Origin of the sequence: Streptomyces sp. NPDC002825, from assembly GCF_040295385.1 — a bacterium.
Taxonomy (GTDB): domain Bacteria; phylum Actinomycetota; class Actinomycetes; order Streptomycetales; family Streptomycetaceae; genus Streptomyces.
Genome location: NZ_JBEOVH010000012.1, coordinates 118,902 through 142,119, shown reverse-complemented (window position 1 = coordinate 142,119; position 23,218 = coordinate 118,902). Strand labels below are relative to the sequence as shown.

General features: G+C 71.6%; 18 protein-coding genes. 13 read left to right on the top strand and 5 right to left on the bottom strand.

Annotated elements, in window-relative coordinates:
• The first annotated feature begins 22 nt into the window (after nt 1-22).
• The 5 genes from ABT041_RS17955 to ABT041_RS17935 all read left to right on the top strand — a co-directional run bounded on the left by ABT041_RS17955 (nt 23) and on the right by ABT041_RS17935 (nt 11,683).
• Entirely contained in the window at nt 23-2,314 is a 2,292-nt protein-coding gene (locus ABT041_RS17955) for an FG-GAP repeat domain-containing protein (protein ID WP_351185187.1), read from the top strand.
• A 110-nt stretch (nt 2,315-2,424) separates the two neighbouring features.
• A complete protein-coding gene (locus tag ABT041_RS17950) occupies nt 2,425-4,719 on the top strand; it encodes a VCBS repeat-containing protein (protein WP_351185184.1) in 2,295 nt (764 codons plus the stop codon).
• A gap of 110 nt (nt 4,720-4,829) precedes the next feature.
• Complete coding sequence (locus tag ABT041_RS17945; RefSeq protein WP_351185181.1) at nt 4,830-7,103, top strand: RHS repeat domain-containing protein; 2,274 nt, start codon at nt 4,830-4,832, stop codon at nt 7,101-7,103.
• Between the two features lie 93 nt (nt 7,104-7,196).
• Nucleotides 7,197-9,434 (top strand): FG-GAP repeat domain-containing protein, encoded by a 2,238-nt coding sequence (locus ABT041_RS17940; protein WP_351185178.1) that lies wholly within the window; start codon nt 7,197-7,199, stop codon nt 9,432-9,434.
• Between the two features lie 35 nt (nt 9,435-9,469).
• Nucleotides 9,470-11,683 carry an FG-GAP repeat domain-containing protein gene (locus ABT041_RS17935; RefSeq protein ID WP_351185175.1) on the top strand — a complete coding sequence of 738 codons (2,214 nt, stop codon included), beginning with the start codon at nt 9,470-9,472 and terminating at the stop codon, nt 11,681-11,683.
• Here the strand turns inward: ABT041_RS17935 and ABT041_RS17930 are convergent.
• Entirely contained in the window at nt 11,641-12,099 is a 459-nt protein-coding gene (locus tag ABT041_RS17930) for an ATP-binding protein (protein WP_351185172.1), read from the bottom strand. The genes ABT041_RS17935 and ABT041_RS17930 overlap by 43 nt on opposite strands.
• A gap of 91 nt (nt 12,100-12,190) precedes the next feature.
• On the opposite strand from ABT041_RS17930, the gene ABT041_RS17925 reads away from it, so the two are divergent.
• Genes ABT041_RS17925 through ABT041_RS17915 form a run of 3 tightly spaced genes read left to right on the top strand, consistent with a single transcriptional unit; the run spans nt 12,191 to nt 13,967 of the window.
• Complete coding sequence (locus ABT041_RS17925) at nt 12,191-13,054, top strand: helix-turn-helix domain-containing protein (RefSeq protein ID WP_351185169.1); 864 nt, start codon at nt 12,191-12,193, stop codon at nt 13,052-13,054.
• Nucleotides 13,051-13,296 carry a DUF397 domain-containing protein gene (locus ABT041_RS17920; protein WP_351185166.1) on the top strand — a complete coding sequence of 82 codons (246 nt, stop codon included), beginning with the start codon at nt 13,051-13,053 and terminating at the stop codon, nt 13,294-13,296. Before ABT041_RS17925 ends, ABT041_RS17920 begins: the two co-directional genes overlap by 4 nt.
• Nucleotides 13,293-13,967: an HAD family hydrolase gene (locus ABT041_RS17915; RefSeq protein WP_351185163.1), complete on the top strand. Its 675-nt coding sequence runs from the start codon at nt 13,293-13,295 to the stop codon at nt 13,965-13,967. The genes ABT041_RS17920 and ABT041_RS17915 overlap by 4 nt, the downstream gene beginning before the upstream one ends.
• Here the strand turns inward: ABT041_RS17915 and sigJ are convergent.
• Nucleotides 13,909-14,796 (bottom strand): RNA polymerase sigma factor SigJ, encoded by an 888-nt coding sequence (gene sigJ, locus ABT041_RS17910; protein ID WP_351185160.1) that lies wholly within the window; start codon nt 14,794-14,796, stop codon nt 13,909-13,911. The two genes, ABT041_RS17915 and sigJ, sit on opposite strands and share 59 nt — an antisense overlap.
• Nucleotides 14,797-14,946: 150 nt before the next feature.
• Here sigJ and ABT041_RS17905 point away from each other — a divergent pair, with 150 nt between their 5' ends.
• Nucleotides 14,947-16,005, top strand: a complete 1,059-nt coding sequence (locus ABT041_RS17905) for an LUD domain-containing protein (protein ID WP_351185157.1) — start codon at nt 14,947-14,949, stop codon at nt 16,003-16,005.
• A 72-nt stretch (nt 16,006-16,077) separates the two neighbouring features.
• On the top strand, nt 16,078-16,644 hold the full coding sequence (locus ABT041_RS17900; protein ID WP_351185154.1) for a nitroreductase family protein: 567 nt from the start codon (nt 16,078-16,080) through the stop codon (nt 16,642-16,644).
• Between the two features lie 1,106 nt (nt 16,645-17,750).
• Here ABT041_RS17900 and ABT041_RS17895 read toward each other — a convergent pair.
• Nucleotides 17,751-18,332, bottom strand: coding sequence for a TetR/AcrR family transcriptional regulator (locus tag ABT041_RS17895; RefSeq protein WP_351185151.1), 582 nt, complete (start codon nt 18,330-18,332; stop codon nt 17,751-17,753).
• A 90-nt stretch (nt 18,333-18,422) separates the two neighbouring features.
• Between ABT041_RS17895 and ABT041_RS17890 the strand changes: the two genes are divergently transcribed.
• Together ABT041_RS17890 and ABT041_RS17885 are read left to right on the top strand one after the other, a co-directional pair.
• Nucleotides 18,423-18,869, top strand: coding sequence for an anthrone oxygenase family protein (locus ABT041_RS17890; RefSeq protein ID WP_351185148.1), 447 nt, complete (start codon nt 18,423-18,425; stop codon nt 18,867-18,869).
• Between the two features lie 161 nt (nt 18,870-19,030).
• A complete protein-coding gene (locus ABT041_RS17885) occupies nt 19,031-20,926 on the top strand; it encodes a protein kinase domain-containing protein (RefSeq protein WP_351185145.1) in 1,896 nt (631 codons plus the stop codon).
• Here ABT041_RS17885 and ABT041_RS17880 read toward each other — a convergent pair.
• On the bottom strand, nt 20,923-21,324 hold the full coding sequence (locus ABT041_RS17880) for a Zn-ribbon domain-containing OB-fold protein (RefSeq protein ID WP_351185142.1): 402 nt from the start codon (nt 21,322-21,324) through the stop codon (nt 20,923-20,925). The genes ABT041_RS17885 and ABT041_RS17880 overlap by 4 nt on opposite strands.
• Entirely contained in the window at nt 21,324-21,773 is a 450-nt protein-coding gene (locus tag ABT041_RS17875) for a DoxX family membrane protein (protein WP_351185139.1), read from the bottom strand. Before ABT041_RS17875 ends, ABT041_RS17880 begins: the two co-directional genes overlap by 1 nt.
• Nucleotides 21,774-21,925: 152 nt before the next feature.
• On the opposite strand from ABT041_RS17875, the gene ABT041_RS17870 reads away from it, so the two are divergent.
• On the top strand, nt 21,926-23,167 hold the full coding sequence (locus ABT041_RS17870) for a flavin-containing monooxygenase (protein ID WP_351185136.1): 1,242 nt from the start codon (nt 21,926-21,928) through the stop codon (nt 23,165-23,167).
• Nucleotides 23,168-23,218 lie beyond the last annotated feature (51 nt).

Genomic DNA, 23,218 nt, shown 5'->3' with positions numbered 1-23,218 from the left:
ACGACCCACCGGAGCCGATTCCATGCTGAACCCCCGTCCCCGGTGGGTCGCCGCCGCCGTCACCACCGTCCTCGCCGTCACGGCGGGCACGGCGGTGACGGCGCCGGCCGTCGCCGCCGCACCGCAGACCGCCGCCGCTGTCACCGCCGCTGCCGTTCCGGATGCGGACGCGCCGATCGCCATCGACCCGGGCGCCGAGGTGCGGCAACTGGGCGGCAGCGGATACCTGACGGCTACGAAGCACGTCCCCGAAGGGGAGGATGTCTCGTCGAGCGAAATGCGGTGGCACCGGTACTCCGACGGCACATCGGTCCTCCTCGCGGCGGCGTGGAGCAGGGACGGCGTGCTCGCGACGGCCGCCCCGTCCGACATCGTCCCGACGTACCGGAACCACGACAGCCAGCTGATCCGGCTGCGCGACATGGCCGCGCCCGCGGACACGGCCCCTGTCGTGATCGACCTGGCGGCCCTGCCGGGGACCGTCGTTCACGAGACCACCGTCGGTTCCACGGTCATCGCGCGACGCTACGACACCGGCGGGACGCAGACGCCCCTCCTCGTGAGCAGGACCGACGGCACCCAGACCGCCCGAACCCTCACCGGCCTGCCGACGGGACTGACCGCCTTCCGCGTGGAGACGGCCGAGAGGAACGGCGTCGCGCTCGTCTCGTACACGTCCGACGCCGGGAGCGGGCTGGCCCTGGTGGACACCCGGACCGCGGCCGTGACCGAGTCGTACACCCGGCCGACCGGCCAGAACGCGTATGACAAGCCCTCCTTCTCCGCCACGCGGGTCTCCTGGTGGGAGCACACCGCCACCACCTCCGCCCTCGTCGTCGCCGACCGCGCGACGAAGGAGACCCAGCGCTTCGACTTCCCCGACCAGCCGAGGAGGAACACCCTGTCGGCTCCGCTCGGGGACTGGGTCCTCTACGGCACCTACAACGAACCGGGGACGGGCTCCGCCACGGACCCGCTCCTGCCGCTCACCGGGCGGTCCCTGAAGGACGGGACGCGGATCAAGCTCCTCGACCGCGTGACGAGCGCTCCCGTGACCGGGGCCGACGGCGCACTGTACGTGCAGGGCGGGAGCGTGGAACAGGGCGAGGGGCTCTACCGGCTCACGCTCGGGCCGGACGGTGTCCCGTCGGCCCGACCGGCGTACGGCGACGGCACGTCGACGACCCTCAACCTCACCAAGACCGGGTTCGGCCCCTCCGTCGTGATCGACCCTCTGGAGGACGGCCCCCAGTTCACCTGGACGTTCTCGCATCCGCACTTCGGCTATGCCGTGACGCTCACGAACAGGGCGAGCGGTCAGAAGAAGGTCTTCCGGGGCACGTGGGGGCTCGAAACCCTCAAGATCATCTGGTACGGGAACCTCGACTCCGCCGAGGACGGCGCCTGGACCCCCGGCGCGTACACCTGGGAGCTCGACGCCTCCCCCTCCGACGGCATCGGCCCGAACGTGCACGCCACGGGCGACTTCACCCTCTCCTACGTCCACCGGCCGCACGACTACAGCTCGAACGGCACGCCGGACCTGTTCGCGCGGGACTCCGCGGGCCGCCTGTGGCGCGCCGACAGCCAGATCTGGCACAACGGTTCGGGGTACGAGCCCGTTTCGGAGGGCTCCCCCGTGGCCGTCGGTACGGGCTGGCACATCTACGACCAGATCGAGTCGGTCGCCGATGTCGCGGGCACGGTCGCGCCCGACACGATCGCCCGTGACACCGCCGGCGTCCTGTGGCTCCACCAGGGCACCGGCAACGCGTCGAAGCCCTTCCTCAGCCGGGTGAAGGTCGGCGGCGGCTGGCAGATCTACCACCAGCTCGCGGGCGGTTCCGACCTGACCGGCGACGGCCGCGCCGACCTGGTCGCCGCCGATAAGGTGGGCGACCTCTACCTCTACAAGGGCACGGGCGGCGCCACCGCTCCCTTCGCGCCGCGCAAGAAGATCGGCTACGGCTGGGGCATCTACAACCAGCTCACCGCCGTGGGCGACATCGCGGGCGGCCCCGCCGGAGACCTCCTCGCCCGCGACAAGGACGGCGTCCTCTGGCTCTACCTCGGCAAGGGCGACGGCACCTTCGCGAGCCGCGTCAAGGTCGGCGCGGGCTGGAACGCGTACCAGGACATCGTCGGCATCGGCGACGGCAACAAGGACGGCCGCCCCGACCTGTACGTCTACGGCCCGAACAAGACCGCGTACTTCTACGCGGGTACGGGCGACTGGGGCAGGCCCCTCCAGGCCCGCCGGGCGTCGACCCTGCTCCTGAACGCCGGCACCACCACGTACAACCACGTGTCCTGACGGCACCGCCCGGGTGAACCGGAGGTGGTGCAACCCTTCGGCCTGCTCGCGTGTCTCACCGAACGGCACGCACGCATGTGCGTGCCGTTCGATGCTGAGGAGAAACGAACGTGACTTCACGCACGGCACGGCGCCGGCTCTCCACCGCGATCACCGCAGTCCTCGCCGTCACGGCGGGCACGGCGCTGGTGTCCGCCCCCTCCGCGGGCGCGGCCACGGCGGTCGCACCGGCCGCCGTGAGAGCGGCCGGGGACACGGCGAACGCGCAGGACGTGGCCGAGCTGCCGGTCGGGTCGGAGATCACGAGCGCGGGACCCGGCGGCTATCTCACGTCCACCGAGTACTACGACTCCGAGGGCATGTACTCGTACGACTACCACTGGCGCCGTCCGGACGGCACCTCCACGCTCGTGGTGGCCCGCACGGAGAACCGGGCCGCGCTGCCCAACGCCGCCGTGTCCGACATCGTGCCGGTCCCCCAGAACTACGACAACCGCATCATCCGGCTCCGCGACATGTCCGCGCCCGACCCGGTCGGCTCGGCCGTCGTCTTCGACCTGAACGCGCTGTCGACCGCGACCGCCCGGTACTCGTACGTCGCCACGATCGGCTCGAAGCTCCTGGTCCAGGTGACGCCCACGAGCGGCGCGAAGGAGTTCCGCCTCCTCAGCAAGCCCGGTGAGGAGGGCACGAAGATCAGCGGCCTGCCCGACGGCATCGACACCATCGACGGCGTGCGCGCCACCGCCGGCACAGCGCTGCTCTCCTACCGGACGAGCAGCGCCGCCGGGAGCAAGTTCGGCGTCGTCACCGTCGACCTGGCGACGGCCGCCGCCGGCACCGCCCACACGGCGGTCCCGTCCGGCTGGCACGCCTCGGTCGCCGTCATCGACGCCACGCACACGGCCTGGTGGCAGGACAACACCACCCTCGTCGTCGCCGACACCACCGGCGGCTCCCCCCAGCCGATCACCCTCGACCGGGCCGACGCCCCGACCATCGGCCTCCTCGGCGACTGGATCGCCTACGGCACCGTGACCGAGGTCGGCGGCGGCACGGCCGGCGACCCGATGCTGCCGCTCACCGCACGCCCGATCGCCGGCGGCGACCCGGTGAAGCTCCTCGACCGCGCGTCGACCGTCGTCCCGGGCCCGAACAACACCCTGCTCGCACGCGGTGGGACCGTCGAGCACGGCGAGGGCATCTACAAGATCGCCCCGGGCGCCGACGGCAAGCCGACCGCCACGCTCGTCTCCTCCACGGGCGAGGACACCGCGCTGACGTTCAAGAAGACCAACGTCGGCCCCGTCGTCGACCTCGACCCGATGAACAACCGGGTCCGGCTGTCCTGGGAGCTCTCGCACAAGGGCTACACGTACGACGTGAGCCTGATCCACAAGGCGACCGGCAAGCGCTACCGCTACGCCATGACCTCGGGCTACGCCAAGGACTTCAACTTCCTCTGGCGCGGGAACTTCTCCTACTCGGAGAGCGACCCGGGCGAGAACGCCTACAACGGCGAGTACCGCTGGGAGCTCACCGCCAAGCCGACCAACGGCATCGGCGGGGACCTCCACGAGACCGGCGACTTCACCGTCACCCGCTCCCCGAAGGTCCACGACTACACGAACAACGGCTCGCCGGACCTCCTCGCCCGCGACTCCAGCGGCATCCTGCGCCGCGTCGACACCGTCTACGACGCCTGGAAGGCGAAGGTCGTCCCGGCCGAGACCCCTGACTACATCGGTTCGGGCTGGAACTACCCGCAGATGGAGTCCGTCGGCAACGTCGCGGGCACGAACGCGCCCGACGTGATCGGCGTGGACTCCGGCGGTGTGCTCTGGCTGCACCCGGGCACGGGCGACTGGCGGAACCCGCTCGGCACCCGCGTGAAGGTCGGCGGCGGCTGGCAGATCTACAACAAGCTGGCCGGAGGATCGGACCTCACGGGCGACGGCCGGGCGGACCTCGTCGCCACCGACAAGGCGGGCGACCTGTACCTCTACAAGGGCACGGGCAACACAGCCGCCCCCTTCGCCCCGCGCAAGAAGATCGGCTACGGCTGGGGCATCTACAACCAGCTCACCGCCACCGGCAACCTCGCCGGCGGAGCAGCCGGAGACCTCGTCGCCCGCGACAAGGACGGCGTCCTCTGGCTCTACCTCGGCAAGGGCGACGGCACCTTCGCATCCCGCGTGAAGATCGGCGCCGGCTGGAACCAGTACAGCCAGATCGCCGGCATCGGCGACGCCACCATGGACGGCCGCAACGACCTCTACGTCTTCGGCCCCGACAACACCTCGTACGTCTACAACGGCACCGGCAGCTGGAGCGCACCCTTCGCGACCCGCATCCCCACCGACGCCCTGACCAACACGAGCATCACGTACACCAACGTCCTCTGACGCCTCGGCAAATGAACCGGCCGGGGGTTACAACCCTTTGATCCCCTCATGGGTCTCATCGAACGGTACGCACACATGTGCGTACCGTTCGATGCTTCGAGGAGAAGAACGTGGCTTCACGCACGACCCGGCGCCGGCTCTCCACCGCGATCACCGCAGTCCTCGCCGTCACGGCGGGCACGGCGCTGGCGGCGGCTCCCTCGGCGGGCGCGGCCACGGCGATCGCCCCGGCCGCCATCACCGCTGCCGGGGACGCGGCGGACACGCAGGACGTGGCGGAGGTGCCGAGCAGCACGAGTGTCGTGAGCGCGGGACCGGGCGGCTACCTCACGGCCGACTACGTGCCCAACTCGGAGGGCTACCTCGAACCCGAGTTCACCTGGCGCCGTCCGGACGGCACCTCCACGATCGTGGCGGCCCGCACGGAGTACCGGGCCGTGCAGCCCAACGCCGCCGTCTCCGACATGGTGCCAATCCTCCAGAGCGCCGACAACAGCATCATCCGGCTCCGCGACATGTCCGCCCCGGCCGGGACCGCGCCCGTCGTCTTCGACCTGAACGCGCTGTCGACCGCGACCGCCCGGTACTCGTACGTCGCCACGATCGGCTCGAAGCTCCTCGTCCGGGTGACGCCCACGAGCGGCGCGAAGGAGTTCCGTCTCCTCGCCAAGCCCGGCGAGACCGGCACGAAGATCACCGGTCTGCCCGCAGACATCTCCACCGTCGAAACCGTGCGCGCCACCGACAGCACCGCGCTCCTCTCCTACCGGAGCACCAGCGGCACGTACGGCGTCGTCACCGTCGACCTGGCGACGGCCGCCGCCCACGCGGCGGTCCCGTCCGGCGGGAACAGCTCGCGCCTCGCCGTCGACGCGACGCACACGGCCTGGTGGCAGGACTACACCACCCTCGTCGTCGCCGACACCACCGGCGGCTCCCCCAAGCCGATCACCCTCGACCGGGCCGACGCCCCGACCGTCGGCCTCCTCGGCAACTGGATCGCCTACGGCACCGTGACCGACGTCGGCGGCGGCACGGCCGGCGACCCGATGCTGCCGCTCACCGCACGCCCGATCGCCGGCGGCGACCCGGTGAAGCTCCTCGACCGCGCCTCGACCGTCGTCCCGGGCCCGAACAACACCCTCCTCGCACGCGGCGGCACCATCGAGCACGGCGAAGGCGTCTACCGGATCACCCTGGGCGCCGACGGCCGGCCGTCCGCCGAGATCATCGCCTCCACCGGTGACCAGACCGCGCTCACTCTGACGAAGACGAATGTCGGCCCGGTCGTCGACCTCGACCCGATGAACAACCGGGCCTGGCTGTCCTGGGAGCTCTCGCACACGGGCTACACGTACGACGTGAGCCTGATCCACAAGGCGACCGGCCAGCGCTACCGCTACAGCATGAAGGAGACCTACTCCAAGGGATTCGGCTTCCTCTGGCGCGGGAACTTCGCCTCCTCGGAGGCCGACCCCGGCACCAACGCCTACAACGGCGAGTACCGCTGGGAGCTCACCGCCAAGCCGACCAACGGCATCGGCGGGGACCTCCACACGACCGGCGACTTCACCGTCACCCGCTCCCCGAAGGTCCACGACTACACGAACAACGGCTCGCCGGACCTCCTCGCCCGCGACTCCAACGGCATCCTGCGCCGCGTCGACACCGTCTACGACGCCTGGAAGGCGAAGGTCGTCCCGGCGGAGTACCCGACCTACATCGGCTCCGGCTGGAACTACCCGCAGATGGAGTCGGTCGGCGACGTCGCGGGCACCACCGCTCCCGACGTCATCGGCGTCGACTCCGGCGGTGTCCTCTGGCTGCACCCCGGCACGGGCGAGGACAACAACCCCCTCGGCACGCGGGTCAAGATCGGCGGCGGCTGGCAGATCTACAACAAGCTGGCCGGAGGCTCCGACCTCACCGGCGACGGCCGGGCGGACCTCGTCGCCACCGACAAGGCCGGCGACCTGTACCTCTACAAGGGCACGGGCTCGACCACCGCCCCCTTCGCCCCGCGCAAGAAGATCGGCTACGGCTGGGGCATCTACAACCACCTCACCGCCACCGGCAACCTCGCGGGCGGAGCAGCAGGAGACCTCGTCGCCCGCGACAAGGACGGCGTCCTCTGGCTCTACCTCGGCAAGGGCGACGGCACCTTCGCGTCCCGCGTGAAGATCGGCGCCGGCTGGAACCAGTACAGCCAGATCGCCGGCATCGGCGACGCCACCATGGACGGCCGCAACGACCTGTACGTCTTCGGCCCCGACAACACCTCGTACGTCTACAACGGCACCGGCAACTGGAGCGCACCCTTCGCGACCCGCGTCCCCACCGACGCCCTGACCAACACGAGCATCACGTACACCAACGTCCTCTGACGACCCGCCCGTACAACCATTCGGTCCTCTCGTGGGTCAGGTACGGGCACGGCGGAAGATCCGCCGTGCCCGTACTCCGAGGGGGACCACGCCTTGAGCTCCGCCCGCACGCCCCGCCTGCGTCTGGCCGCGGCCGTCGCCGCCGTACTGGCCGTCACGGCAGCCGGACTCGCCACCCCGGCCGTCGCGGCTCCGTTCAACATCCACGCGACCGCCTCGGCGACCGGCGCCGTGACCGGCGAGCAGCAGGACGTCCTGACGGTGCCGGCCGGCACGTCGGCCAGCACCAGCGGCCCCACGGGCTACCTGACGTACCACACCGAGAACGGGGCCGCTGTCTACACCTGGACGCGGCACGAGGACGGCGTCCGGACCACGCTGCCCGGGACGAGGTACGCGGGGAACGTCGGCACGGACATCGTCGTCCGCATCGAGGGCACCACCTACACGTACATCGACATGTCCACGGGCACCGAGGTCGCCTCCTTCGACACGAGCGGCACCGCCTCCACCCCGCTCCGGTACATGGGGACCACGTTCGTCGCGGCGACCACCGTGGACAACGTCCGCGAACTGCACCTGCTCACCAAGGAGCAGGGAGCGACGGTCGACCGCAAGGTGACCGGCATACCCGCCGGTGCCGCCCTCACGCGGTTCGACAACAGCGACCCGTACACCCTCGTCGTCCACTACCGGACCCAGACGAACGGCGTGTACGACAACCACGTCGCCCTCGTGGACATCGCCACCGCCGCGGTCACCGAGACGTACGACTCGCTGGTCACCAACTCCTACTCCGCCTCCGCCGTTTCGGCGACCCACCTGGCCTGGCTCGAATGGCCGGAGGCCGGCAAGGCGACCCTCGCGGTGGCCCGCCGGGACACCAAGGAGATCACCCGCACGCCGCTGGGCGAAGCGAGCGCCATGACCGTCAAGCTCGTCGGCGACTGGGTCGCCTACGGCCGCATCGACGGGGCGGCGGCCTACTCCCCCAGCCCGCTCTACGCCCTCACCGCCCGTTCCCTGAGCGACCCGCAGCGCACGGTCAAGCTCCTGGATGTCGTCAGCGGCGCCAGCGCGGCCGCCGACGGCGGCGCGTTGGCCACCGGCGGCACGATCGAGAAGGGCCAGGGCATCTACCGGATCTCCGTCGGAGCGGACGGGACTCCGGCCGCCACGATGGTCGCGAGCACGGGCGAGCCCACGGCGCTCGACGTGAACATCCGCCGCGCCTCCCCGACGGTCGACTTCGGCGGGGGCGCGGACGCGTACCTCCTGGGGACGCCCAGCAGGGCGGCGAACGGAACCGTCGTCTGGACGCACACCCCCACGGGCAAGTCCTTCACCACGCGGTTCGAGACGACCCCGTACGACGTCATGGCGTTCTTCCACGGCATGCTCGACGACAAGACCTCCGCCCCGCTCGGCGACTACACCTGGAAGCTGACGGCGAGCCCGGCCAACGGCATCGGCCCGTCGGTGGAGCGCACCGGCACGATGAAGGCGTTCTCCTCCAGGCCCACCCCGCACGACTTCTCCGACAGCGGCGCCCCCGACCTGCTCGTCCGGGACAGCGCGGGCCGGGTCATCAACTACGACGCCCGCCAGACCCTGTACGAGACCGGGCAGCACGGCGACCCCGCCCAGCGCTCCACCACCGTCATGGGCACCGGCTGGCAGATCTACGACCGCGTCCTCGCCCCCGGCAACTTCGACGCCTCCCCGCAGGCCGACGTCGTCGCCCGGGACCGCGACGGCCGCCTCTGGCTCTACTCCGGCACCGGCCAGGCCCTCGCCCCCCGCAAGCAGATCGGCACCGGCTGGGGCATCTACCGCCACATCACCGGCGGCAGCGACCTCACCAACGACGGCCGCATCGACCTCCTCGCCACCGACAACGCCGGCACCCTGTGGCTCTACAAGGGCACCGGCAGCTCCAGCGCCCCCTACGAGGCTCGCAAGAAGGTCGGCACCAACTGGGGCATCTACAACCGGATCACCGGCACCGGCAACATCGCCGGCGGCCCCGGCGGAGACCTCGTCGCCCGCGACTCCGCCGGCGTCCTCTGGCTCTACCTCGGCAAGGGCGACGGCACCTTCGCGCCCCGCATCAAGATCGGCTCCGGCTGGAACCAGTACATCGACATCGTCGGCGTCGGCGACACCGACCGCGACGGCCGCCCGGACCTCGTCGTCCAGGGCGTGGCGGGCGGCACCAAGGACACCCTCGCCGTCTACCGCGGCACCGGCGACTGGCGCTGGCCCTTCAAGGCCCGCCTGAACGTCTACAACCCGGAGCCGCTGGGCACCGGCGCCGTCACCCTGTTCTGACCGTCCGGACCACGCACACGCAGGAAGGCACCACCTTGCTCCACGCACGTACGACCCGGTTCGGACTCGTTGTGGCCGTCACCGCCGTCCTCGCCGTCACGGCGGGCACGGCGGTGGCGGGCACGCCGGCGGCCGCTCCCGCGGTCACGGCGACGCCCGGCGCCGTGACCGACGAACAACCGGACATCGCACCGTTCCCCGTCGACGCGATCGCCTACAGCGTCGGCCCGACGGGGTTCCTGAGCGTGCAGAGCGGCGCCCAGCTGACCTATCGGTGGACGCGCTTCTCCGACGGCGTCGCGACCGTACTCCCCGAAAAGTCGTACGGGGCCGCCCCTCGGACGAACATCGTGACGCACAGCGAGAACGGTGTCTTCAAGCTCTACGACATGGGAACGGGAGGTGGTGAGCCGCTGGAGGTCGACATCAACCCTCTCGGCGGTGGCTACACCTTCGGAGGGTTCGCGGGCACCCGCCTCGTCATGAAGAAGGCCAACGCGACCGGCGGCAGCGACGTCCACGTCATCGCCGAGCAGCAGGGTGTCCTGGTGGACGACACGGCGACCGGCCTCCCTGCCGACGCCACCATCACCTCCCTCACCGTGGACTCGCCCGACAGCGCCGTGGTCCAGTACTCCACCACCGTGGACGGGGCGAAGCGGAGCCGCGTCGCCGTGGTGGACGTCGCCACCCACACAATCGTCGAGGAGTACGAACGGACCGAGGGCACCACCGGCGGCGCAGCCCTGTCGGCCACCCACTTCGCCTGGGTCGAGAAGGCCGCCGACTCGACGGTGAAGGTGGCCGTGGCCCGGCGGGACACCGGCGAGGTCGTACGGCACGACCTGGGCGTCACGGACATGGTCGTCGTCGAACTGGTCGGCAACTGGCTGACGTACAGGCAGTACCCGGAGTACACCGTCTCGCCCTGGAGCCCGCGGTTCGCGCTGTACGCCCGCTCGCTGACGACCGGCGAGACGGTCAAGCTCCTGGAGCACACGATTCACGCCACCCCAGGCCCCGACGGGACCCAGATGGCGCGAGGCGGGACGCTCGAGCACGGCGAGGGCCTCTACCGGATCGCCCCGGGCGCCGACGGCGCCCGGCCGGCCGTCACCCTCGTGGCGAGCACCGGTGAGCCCACCACGCTGGAGATGCTGAGTCACGGCGTCCCCGAGACGATGGACTTCGACCGCGTCACCACCCCGGTACGCCTGAACTGGACGCTCAGCAGAAAGTCCACGCACGTCCTCGTCGAGCTGGTGCACACCGCAACCAGGAAGACCCTGCGGTTCTACCCCTCCCACTTCGCGGGCGGTGTCGTCGGCTTTGACTGGAACGGCATCGAGGGCACCTACGGCGACGCCGTGCCCGCCCCCAACGGCGACTACACCTGGCGCCTCACGGCAGAGCCGCTCGACGGCATCGGCCCGGCCCTCGAGAAGACCGGCACCTTCAAGGTCTTCCGCAAGGTCGTCCCGCACGACTTCAACGACAACGGCACCCCGGACCTCCTCGTCCGGGGCGAGAACGGGACGCTGTCCCTCTCCAACACGCCCACGCCCCTCGGGGCGTATCCGGCCCGAACCCCCGAGCCCCTCGGCACCGGCTGGAACATTTACGACCGGCTCGTCTCCCCCGGAAACATCGTCGGCTCCCCGCAGTCCGACATCCTCGCCCGGGACACGAACGGCGTCCTCTGGCTCCACCAGGGCACCGGCCGCGCCCTCGCGCCGCGGGTGAAGATCGGCGGCGGCTGGAGCACCTACGACAAGCTCACCGCCGGCGGCGACCTCAACGGCGACGGTCGCACCGACCTCCTCGCCACCGACCGGACCGGCATCCTCTGGCTCTACAAGGGCACCGGCTCGGCCACCGCCCCCTTCGCGCCCCGCACGAAGATCGGCACCAACTGGGGGATCTACAACCAGATCACCGCCACTGACAACATCGCCGGAGGCCCCGCCGGAGACCTCGTCGCCCGCGACTCCGCGGGCACCCTCTGGCTCTACCTCGGCAAGGGCGACGGCACATTCGCGTCCCGCGTCAAGGTCGGCAGCGGCTGGAACGCGTACGAGGGACTGGCCGGCTTCGGCGACGTCAACCGTGACGGACGGGCCGACCTTCTCGCCAACGACAACGGCACCACGTACTACTACAAGGGCACGGGCGACTGGCGTGCCCCCTTCGAGCCCCGCAGGACCGTCTACGCCTTCGGCTCCTTCGACGGGCACTCGACCGTGTTCTGACAGATCACCGGCCGGTCCGTCGGCACGGTCGCCCAGACCGTCTTGCCGACCGACCGGCCCCTCACCCCCCACGCCGTGGCGAGGGCGGCGACGAGCAGCAGCCCGTAGCCGCCCTCGTCCGGCGCCGGGGCGGGAACCGGACGCCGCTCCCCCCGGGCGTCCGACAGCTCGACCCGTACGTGGTCGCTCCCGCGCTCCATCCGCACCTCGAAGTCCCTCCCCGGCACCCACCCGTGCTGGACCGCGTTGTTGGCGAGCTCGGCGACGACCAGCTCGACCGCGTCCGCGACGGAGCCGCTCAGGCCCCAGTCGTGGAGCTGCTGCACAGCGAGTAACCGCGCCAGGCGTGCGCCCCGGCGCGTTGCCGAGAGCCGGAGCGTGAACTCGCCGGTTGGGGTGGCAGTTTCGGATTTCATGCCCCCGAGCCTGGCCGCCCGGCCGTACGCTGACCAGCAGCGACGCGACGACGCTGGGTAACTGTACGGGTACGCCAAGAGGGCGGTACGGATGTCGGGGAACGAGGAGGAGCGGCCGGAACGGCCCTCCGAAGTGGACGGCACGGCGCACCTGTTCCGTGCGCTCGGAAAGATCATCAAGGTCCTGCGGAGGAACGCGGGCCTGAGCCAGGCGGAGCTGGCCGGTCTTACGCATTGCAGCGAGGACCTGATCTCCGCGATCGAGCGGGGCGTACGGGTCCCCCAGCCGGACTTCTTGATCCAGGTCGACCCCCTGCTCAAGGCGGGCGGGGTCCTGACGGCAGCGGTGGACGACGCGCGGGACGCCTTGGCGCGAGCGCGGGTGCGGCATCCGGACTGGTTCCAGGACTTCGCGAAGGCAGAAGCTACGGCGGTGGCCAACCACTATTACGAAGTGCAGGCGGTTCCGGGCCTCCTCCAGACTCCCGCCTACGCCCGCTCGCTCTTCGAGCGCAGCCGCCCCATGCTGGACGAGGAGACCGTCGAGAAGCGCGTGGCCGACCGGATCTCACGGCAGGCGATCTTCGACCGGTGGCCGATCCCGACGATCAGCTTCGTCCTGGAGGCGGCGGTCCTGCTCCGACCGTTCGGCGGACCCAAGGTCCACCGTGAGCAGCTTTTGCGCATCCTGGAAGTGGCCGAGCGGCGAACCGTGGAGCTTCAGATTCTCCCTCAGGAGGGAACGGAGCACCCCTACTTGGGAGGCCCGTTCACTCTGCTGACCCCCAAGGGGCGACGTGAAGTCGCGTACACCGAGATCTACGGGCACGCCCGGCTGTTCACCGACCCGGAGGAGGTACGTCATTACTCCGAGCGCTATGGGATCCTGCGATCACAGGCACTCACCAAGCGGGAGTCCCTGGACTGGATCGAGAAACGGCTGGGAGAACGATGAACACCGCTGATCTGGCCTGGTTCAAGAGCAGCTACAGCGATGCCTCGGGCGGCAACTGCATCGAGGTCGCCTACGACTGGCGCAAGTCCAGCTACAGCGGCGGCGAAGGCGGCGAGTGCGTCGAGGTCGCCGCCCACCCCACCCTCATCCACATCCGCGACTCCAAGAACCCCCACGGCCCCCAGCTCGCCGTCTCCCCCGCCTCCTGGGCCGCGTTCCTGGACGTAGCATCCCGGGCGTGACCTCCCTGAAGTTCGTTCTCTTCGACGTCGACGGCACCCTCGTGGACGCCGTCGAGAACCAGCGGCGCGTCTGGCACGCGTGGGCCGCGCGGTACGGGCTCGACGGGGACGAGGTGTACGCCACCGCCTTGCGGACGCGGCCCGTCGAGACCTTCGCGGCCGTCCTGCCGGGCGCCGACCCGGACGAGTGCCTCGCCCTCCTGCACGCGCTGGAGGACGAGGACGTCCGTACGGGTTCGTACGCCGCCTTCGACGGGGCCGCCGAGCTGCTCCACGCGCTCCCCGTCGACCGGTGGGCGCTGGTCACGTCGAACTACGAGCACCGGGTGCGGGGACGGTTCGAGCGGACCGGACTGCCGTTCCCGGGGCTCATCGTCGACGCGGCCTCCGTCGCCGAGGGGAAGCCGTCCCCCGTCCCGTACCTCACTGCCGCCGAGAAGCTGGGCGCGGACCCGGCGGAGTGCCTCGTCATCGAGGACGCGCCGTCCGGGGTCCGCTCCGGGCTCGACGCCGGGATGACGGTCTGGACCGTCAACACCCCGGCCCCGCACCCGGACGCCCACCGGCACTTCCCGACCCTCGCGGAGGCGGCGCCGTACGTTCTGGGCGCGCTCAGCCGGCCTTCCACGGACGCAGCTTCTCCGGGTTCCGCACCGCAAAGATGCGCCTGACCCGGTCGTCCGCGATCTCGAACGCGAACACGGTCACGAGGTCCCCGTCCTGCCACGCCACCAGGCCCGGCACGCCGTTGACCGTGCGCTCCTGGAACGTCGTACGGCCGTCCCACAGCCGGGCGATCTCGGCGTACGCGCGGGCGATCCGCTCGCCGCCCACGATCGGGCGCGGGTGGGTGACGGCGAGCCCGCCGCCGTCGGCGGTCGCGACGGCGGCGGGGTCGAGCAGCCCGACCAGGGCCTCGATGTCCTTCGCCTCCCACGCCGTCCTGAACCGCCGCACCACGCCCGCCTGCCCGGCGCTCGGGCCCGCAGGGCTGCTCTGCGCCGTACGGACACGGCGGCGGGCGGAGGAGGCCAGCTGGCGGCAGGCCGCCGGCGTACGGCCGACGATCTCGGCGACCTCGCCGAACGGGTAGCGGAACACGTCGTGCAGGACGAACGCGACGCGCTCGGCCGGGGTCATCGCCTCCAGGATGACGAGGAAGGCCATCGTCACCGACTCGTCGAGGGTGATCCGGTCGGCCGGATCGTCTCCGCCGCCGCCCTCCGTCGGGTCGGGCAGCGGCTCGGGCAGCCAGTCGCCCACGTACGTCTCGCGCCTGACCCGCGCCGAGGCGAGCAGGTTCAGACAGATGCGGCCGGCGACGGTCATCAGCCAGGCGCCGGGCTGCTCGATGGCCTGCTGCTCGCGGGCGGACAGGGCGTACCACCGGGCGTACGTCTCCTGCACGACGTCCTCGGCGTCCGCGAGGGAACCGAGGAGCCGGTAGCCCAGGTTGATCAGCCGCCGCCGCTCGCTCATGATCTCGGGTCCCGTGCTCATGGTCCGGCCCTCTCCCTCGCTCGCGTGTGTGCCCTCACCCGTTACGACAGCACAGCGCCCCGGAATGTCAGGCCGCCGCGCCACCTCACATTCCGGAGGGCTGCCTTGTCGTCTCGGTGAAGACGGACACAAGAGCGGGAGGAAACCCCGATGAACGACTTCCAGGCCATCGCGGACCGCGTCGAGATCGAGGCCCTGCGCAGCGAGTTCAGCGACGCGGTCATGATGCGCGACCGGCCGCGCCTGGCAGCGCTGTTCACCCCGGACGGCGCCCTGCGCATGCCCAACATCCCCGTCGAACAGATCGGCCGCGAGGAGATCCTCGCCGGGGGCGAGCGGCTCCAGGCCCAGTGGGACTTCTTCGTACAGAACACGCACTCCGGCGCGATCGAGCTCGACGGCGACACGGCGACCGGCCGCGCGTACATCCAGGAGATCGCCCGCACCCTGGACGGACGCCAGGGGCAGAACTACGCGGTCTACCACGACCGCTACCGGCGGACGGAGGAAGGCTGGCGGTTCGAGGAGCGGGTGTACGAGGTGAGGTACCTGGACACCTCCCCGCTGGCGGGCACGGCACCGGGCGGGACCGTGGCGGCCGGCTCCTTCTCCGACCGGGCGACGGACGAGCGCCTGGAGCGGGTGGCCGGCGCGCTGCGGGACAACGGCTTCGCCGTCGAGATCCTCGACGACGCCGCGGAGGCGCGTACCCGCGTCAAGGAGCTGATCCCCGAGGGCTCCAGCGTCCTCACCGGAGCCAGCGAGACCCTCCGGCTCTCCGGCATCGACGAGGACCTCAACGCGAGCGGCCAGTACGACGCCGTGAGGCCGCGCATCCTGTCGATCGACCGGGCGACCGGCGCCGACGAGATCCGCCGGCTCGCCGCCTGCCCCGACTACGTCGTGAACAGCGTCGCCGCCGTCACCGAGACCGGCGCGCTCGTCCTCGCCTCGGGCAGCGGCAGCCAGCTCCCCGCCAACGCGGGCGGCGCGGCGCACGCGGTGTGGATCGTGGGCGCGCAGAAGGTGGTGCCGGACCTGGGCGCGGCACTGCGGCGCATCGAGGAGCACGTACTGCCGCTGGAGAACGCCCGCTGCCAGGAGGTGTACGGGATGGACAGCGCGGTCAACCGCCTCCTCGTCCTCAACGCGGAACCGCGCCCGGGCCGGGGCACGGTCCTGCTGCTGCGGGAGGCGGTTGGGTACTAGTACGGGAGAACGGGCCGGGTACTGGTACGGCGACCGGAATAGGTCTGTGCGGTGGGCCGGTTGGACCGGGACATGCGACGACGCGATCTCGAACTGTCCCCGGGCATACACCCGCTGCTGGCCGGACGGTTCAGCCCGTACCGGTTCGACCCGTCGGCCGTCGTCGACGACGAGTCCCTGGGCCTGCTGCTCGAAGCGGCGCGATGGGCGCCGTCGGCCGGGAACTCCCAGCCGTGGGGCTTCTTCGCGAGCCGGCCGGGCGAGCCGGACCACGACCGGGTGGTCCGGCACCTCGCGCCCAGCTCGGCCCGGTGGGCGACGGACGCGGGCCTGCTGCTGGTCACGTCGGCGCGCCGCCATGTGGACGACACGGAGCTGCAGTACTCGGAGTTCGCGGACTACGACCTGGGTCAGGCCATCGCCCACATGACACTCCAGGCGGAGGCGCTGGGCCTGGCGTCGCACCAGTTCAGGGCCTTCGACATGGAGGGCCTGACGAAGGAGCTGAGCCCGAACCCGGGATGGTCGATCGTGTCGATGATCGCCCTGGGGAAGGCGGCCGAAGAGGCACGGGAGGGCAGGGACCGGAGGAGCGTGACGGAACTGCTGTCGGACCCGTGGGGGCCTGGGGCGCGATAGCGCCCGGTCTCTGGGGTTCTCGGGGCGGGCCGGCTTCGTGGGCTTCTGGTGGGACCGCCCTCTTTCCGAGAGTCGCGCCTTCCGGTGCCGCGTCAAGGGCGCCTTCGGCGTCGGCTTCGCCGATTCCGCTGCGCTCCACCCTTGACCCGGCACCTCCAGACGCGAAAGACCTCTCGGAGGGCGGTCCGGGGGTGGGGGTCCACGCCGGGGCGACGGGGTCCGTGCCGCCGTAGGCGGGTGGCGGTTTGGGGGGTGGGGGCGAGGCCGGGCATCGGCTGGGCGGAGGCTGGCTCCTCAGGTCGGTGGGTGGGGGCTTCGGTAAGTGGCCGGGGTGGTCGGACCCGGTTCGGTGGGTGGGGTCGCGCGGAGTTGAATGGGGCTGCCGGGCGGTGCTGAGCGGGTTGTGGTCGTCTGGTGGTTGGGATTCAGGCCCCGCTGGTCATTCCCGGTGGGTGGAGGGGGTCAGGGAAGCGCTGGGCGCAGTGAATTCCTGGCTGGGCGCGAATAACTGCCAACTACCGGCGGTAACAGCCCCGAATCGGGGTCCCATAAGGGGCAGATCGGTCAACCGGGCTGAGTTACCCGGAGAAACCACCCACTCAGAGCGACCAGCGGGGCCTGAGGCCCCACCACGCGACGGCCGTCACCCGCTAAGCCCTCCCGGGCCGCCCCATTCAACTCCGCGCGACCCCACCCACCGACACAGTCCCACCCACCCCGGCCACTTACCGAAGCCCCCACCCACCAGCCCGAGCAGCCATCACCCGCCCAGCCGATGCCCGGCCTCGCCACCGCCCACGCACCCGCCACCCGCCTACGGCGGGATGGCCCCCCGGCCTTCCGCCGGCCCCGCCCCCGGCCGCCCTCCGAGTGTGAAAAGGCGGACTCCGCCGCCGGGTCAAGGGTGGAGCGCAGCGGAATCGGCGAAGCCGACGCGACGAAGGAGCGCCCTTGACGCGGTGGTGGAGGCCGCCACACTCGGAAAGAGGGCGGCCGCGCCAGAAGCCCCCGGAGCCGGATCACACCGAGAGCCTCAAGACCCGCACCCTCTATGCCGGTTCACCCCGAGAGCCCCAGCCCCCAGCCCCCGGCCCCCAGCCGACCCCTCACCCCACCGCCAACCGGTCCACCAACACCCCCACCCGCACCTCCGCATCCTCCGGCAGCAGTCGGCCCGCCCTCGTCAGCGTCGCCAACCCATGCAGCGACGCCCAGAACACCTCGGTGAACAGCCCGGGCTCTACGCCGTCGCCCGCGACCTCGGCCAGGCTCTCCATCAGCGCGGCGAAAGCGTCCTTCAGCGGCTCCGGGGTGTCCTCCTGCGCGTACGGCAGACCTCCGTCGAGCCGGAACAACGCGTCGTACACCGCCGGGTTGCCCTCGGCGAAGTCGAGGTAGGCGCGGGCCAGGGCGGCGACCCGGGCGCGCGGGGCGTCCTCGGCGGCGGCCGCCGCCGCCCGTACCGCCGCCGCCAGCTCCGCGGCGCCCTCCAGGGCGACGGCGCCGATGATCTCGCGCTTGCCTCGGAAGTGGCTGTAGAGGACGGGCTGGCTGTACTCGATGCGCTCGGCGAGCCGGCGGGTGGTCACCGCGTCCCAGCCCTGCTGTTCGGCGAGTTCGCGGGCGGTCGTCACGATGAGGCGCTCACGCTCCGCCCGCTCGCGCTCTCTGCGTTCTTTTACCGACATGACCCAACCCTAGCACCGCTAGACAACCGAGCGGCAGCAGTACTAGCGTTGCCACATCGGCTAGCAACGCTAGGACCCGGAGGGATCGTCATGCTCAACGCACTCGAGGTCTTCACCACCGTCGTCGTCGGCCTGATGGTGGGGGTGGAGTTCTCCGTCCTCTTCGTCATGAACCGGATCCTGAACGCACTCCCCGAGGACAGCCGCCAGCTCGGCCACGCCCACGGCGGCCGGATGCTCGGCGCCCTGATGCCGTTCTGGTACATCGGCTCGCTCGCCCTCAGCGGGATCTGGGCAGTCGCCGGTTGGCACCACCCCGGCGTCGGACTCGTCGTCACGGCCGCCGGGCTGCTGATCGTCAGCGTGGTCATGTCGGTGCTGCTGCTCGTCCCGATCAACAACCGGAACAAGACCTGGACCCCCGAGAACCGGCCCGCCGACTGGAAGGAGCAGCTGCACCGCTGGGAGCGCTACCACTACCTCCGCGTCGCCGTCATCATCGCCGCGTTCACCCTCCTGGTCACCTCCCTCACCTGACCCGTCGCCGGACGGCCCTCCTCCCGGGCCGCGACAACCGCCCTTTCACCGCCAGCACTTGACCGCCATTCAGATCGCAAACCCCCTCGGCTACTGTGTGGCCCATGCAGGGGGAATCGGAAGACCTATCCGCTTCGGACAGTTTGCGCGGCAGTGGGGCAATGCCGCTCGAGTCGGGCGACCCCCGGCAGATCGGGGCGTTCAGACTGCTCGGTGTGCTCGGGTCCGGGGGGATGGGCCGGGTCTATCTCGGCGCCGTGCCGGGGAAGTTCGCGGCGGTGAAGCGGGTCCTTCCCGTGCTCGCCGAGGACGCCGACTTCCTCAGCCACTTCGGGCACGAGCTCGACAACCTGGCCCGGCTGCCCGCCGGCGCCAACACCAGGCTCCTCGCGAGTGACCGCACGGCGAAGCCGCCGTGGTTCGCGACCGAGTTCATCCCGGGGATCACGCTCAACGAGGCCATCCGGCTCAACGGCGGCCCGCTGGCCGGCGGCGCCCTGTGGCGGCTGCTCCGGGAGGCGGCGGCCGGGCTGCGGGTGGTGCACGGCGCCGACATGGTGCACCGCGACCTCAAGCCGTCGAACGTGATGCTCACCGGCGACGGCCTGTCGCTCATCGACTTCGGCGTGGCCCGCGCGGCCGACCAGAGCCGGCTGACGAAGACCGGCATGGTCATCGGGACCCCCGCCTACATGGCGCCCGAGCAGGCCGTGGCCGACCGTGATCTGACCGGGGCCGCCGACGTGTTCGGCCTCGGCAGCCTCCTGCTGTACGCGGCGAACGGGCGGCCTCCGTTCGGGGACGGTTCCGGGCCCGACCTGCTCTACCGGGTCGTCCACGGCGAGCCCGTCTTCGGGCGCCTCACCGAGGGCGACCCCGAGCTGGCGGAGCTCGTACGGAAGTGTCTCGCCAAGGATCCGGCGGACCGGCCGACGGCCGACGAGCTCGTCGCGCTCACCGACGAGCACGCGGCGGGCGCCGTCTGGCCGGCGGCCGTCGCGGAGCGGATCGCCGAGCGGGCCGTCTTCGCCGCCGGGGCGCCGACCGCCGAGCAGTTGGAGGAGCTGGAGCGGACGGACCCGACGCAGGACGTGGCGACGGCCGCCCTCACCCCGCAGGCGGGACGGGAGCCGTCGACCACCTCGCCCGACCCGCTGGCCGTGACCGGTCGGGCCGGGCAGAGCACGCCCCGGTGGCGGCGCAACAAGCTGGTCGTGTTCGCCGTGCCCGTCGTCGTGGCGACGGGCACCACGCTGACCCTCGCCCTCAGCCCGTACGTCGGCCGCCTGGGCGCGACCCCGGAGGCGTCGCCGTCCACGGTGGCCTCGCAGCCCGCGTCCGTACCGCCGTCGACGGGGACCGGGACGGGGTCGCCGTCGGCGCACCCCTCGGCCAAGCCCTCCGCCCACCCCTCGGGGAAGCCGTCCCCCGGCGCCCCGCCCCCGGCCACCACGGGCGGCGGCGGGTCCGTCACCGGCGCAGGCGGTTCGACCACCACCTCCGGCGGCACCACCTCCGGAGGCACCGCCTCCGGCGGATCCGGGTCGGGGTCCGGGTCGGCCTCCGGCTCCTCCGGCGGCTCGACGACCCAGCAGCCCGCCCCGCAGCCGACGACCACCAGGCCCGCGCCCCCGCCGCCCACCACGTCGGCGCCGTCGGGCACGTACTCCCTGGAGAACGCGAACACCGGCAACTGCCTGGCGGAGTACAACGCGGGCTTCGGCGACCTCGTCACCGCGGCCGAGTGCGGCTCCCAGGGCAGCAACGGCACCACGTACTGGTACTCCTGGACCTACGCGTCCGGTGCGAACGGCACCTTCCGGCTGATCAACAAGAAGTCCGGCCGCTGCCTCCAGCCCGCGGGCAACACCACGGTCACGACCGCCGCCTGCAACGGAGCGAGCCTGCAGTACTGGAAGGTCGTCTCCTCCTCGTCCTCCGGCCGGACCTTCAAGAACATGAGTGACGGGCAGTGTCTGACGGCCGGCTCGTTCGCGACGGACTACGCCTGCGGTTCCGGCACCAACCAGCTCTGGCGGAACATCCCGGCGCTCTAGGCCCCGAAGACGGGGACCGTCACGTCCCCGTCCCGGCGGAAGGCGACCCGCAGCTCCATCCCGATCCGCAGGTCGCCCTCCGCCACCCCCACGACCTCCGTCATCATCCGCGGCCCCTCGGCGAGGTCGACGACGGCCGCGACGTACGGGACGCGCTCGCCGAAGGGCGGGAGGTCGTTCCGGTGGACGACGGACCAGGTGTAGAGGGTCGCGCGGCCGCTCGCCCGCTCCCAGCGGACGTCCTCGCTCCAGCAGTAGGGGCAGAACTCGCGCGGGTAGTGGTGGGCGCGGTCGCAGGCCGCGCAGTGGCGCAGCAGCAGGTGCCCCTCGGCGGCGGCGTCCCAGTAGGGCCGGGTGAAGGCGTCGATGTCGGGGTGGTTCGCCGGGGTGGCCGTCATCAGAAGAGTCCGATCGCGGAGTCGAGGGACCAGGTCTGCCAGGACATGGCGAGGAGGGCGACGAGGGAGATGAGCGCCATCATCGCGTTCTGCCCCTGTTCGGCCCAGTCGTGGATCATCAGGACGAGGTAGAGGAGGTTGAGGAGGAGGCCGCCGACGAGGGCGATGGGCGTGAGGAAGCCGGTGATCAGGCCGAGGCCGAGGGCGAGTTCGGCGTAGACGACGACGTACGCCATGAGCTTGGGGCGGGGGGCGACGACGGTGTCGAAGCCGTTCTTCACGGCCGCCCACCTGTGCTTGCCGGCCACGTCGGCGGCCCAGGCGATGCCGGTGCCGCGTTCGAACCAGCCCTTCCTGTCCTTGTGGCGCCAGCTCTCCAGCCACCACAGGCCGAGGCCGATGCGGAGGACGGCGAGCCATTCGGCGCCGGTGAGCCAGACGGTCTGCATACGGTCTCTCCCCACGCGCTGGATCTGACGGTACGTCAGTTCAGCGCAGAACGCGGCCCTCCGCAAGACGCGGGCGCGCGTGACCGATTCGCAACCGAAATCCCTTCTCGACCGAGACCCACTGCGTGTACACGTCATTACGCTCAGCATTCATGTCCATCACACCCCCCGCACCCCCCGTCCACCCCGTGTACGTCATCGGCGGCGGACCCGGCGGGCTCGCCGTCGCCGCCGCCCTGCGGGCGCGGGGCGTGCGGGCCGTCGTCCTGGAGAGGTCCGACGCCGTCGGCGCCTCCTGGCGCGCCCACTACGACCGGCTCAGACTGCACACCACCCGGCGGCTCTCCGCGCTCCCCGGCCTCAAGATGCCCCGCTCCTTCGGCCGCTGGGTCGCCCGCGCGGACGTCGTCCGGTACCTGGAGACGTACGCGGAGAAGCACGAGCTGGAGGTCGTGACCGGGGTCGAGGTCCACCGGATCGAGCGGGCGGGCGAGGACTGGGTCCTGCACGCCACCGGCGGGCGCCGGCTCACCGGGCGCGCGGTGGTGGTGGCCACCGGCTACAACCACACCCCGCACCTCCCCCAGTGGCCGGGCCGCGACACGTACGGCGGCGAGCTGAGCCACGCCAGGACCTACCGCAACCCGGAGCCGTACGCCGGGAAGGACGTCCTCGTCGTGGGGATCGGCAACACCGGCGCCGAGATCGCCGCCGACCTCGCCGGGGGCGGGGCGGCCCGGGTGCGGCTCGCGGTGCGGACGATCCCGCACATCGTGCGCCGCACGACCCTGGGCTGGCCGGCGCAGCGCTCCGGGATCCTGGTGCGGCGGCTGCCGGCGGCGCTGGTCGACCGGCTGGGCGCGCTGGCCGGCCGGTTCGCCGTGCCGGACCTCTCGGCGTACGGGCTGCCCCGGCCCGACAAGGGGCTCGCCACCCGGCAGCGGGAGGGCGCGATCCCGGTGCAGGACGTCGGCCTGATCGACGCCGTGCGGGCCGGGAAGGTCGAGATCGTCGCGGCGGTGGAGGCCTTCGAGGGCGACGAGGTGCTCCTCGCGGACGGCAGCCGGATCACCCCGGACGCGGTGATCGCGGCGACCGGCTACCGCCGCGCCCTGGAACCGCTCCTCGGCCACCTGGACGTCCTCGACGACCGCGGGCTGCCGGTGACGCACGGGGCGCGGAGCCCGCGCGAGGCGCGCGGCCTCTATTTCACGGGCTTCACCAACCCGATCAGCGGGATGTTCCGCGAGCTGGCCCTTGACGCCGAGCGGATCGCGCGACGGGTCGCGCGGGCGGGCCGGGGGAAGGGCCGGAACGCGGAGCGGGGGGCGGACCGGGGGACGGAACCCGCGGCCGACCGGAAGCCCGGCCGGGAGGCGCCCCTCGGCGGCTGAGCGATCCGATCCACGTACGCCCATTCCTGACTGACCGTCAGTTCTGTAATC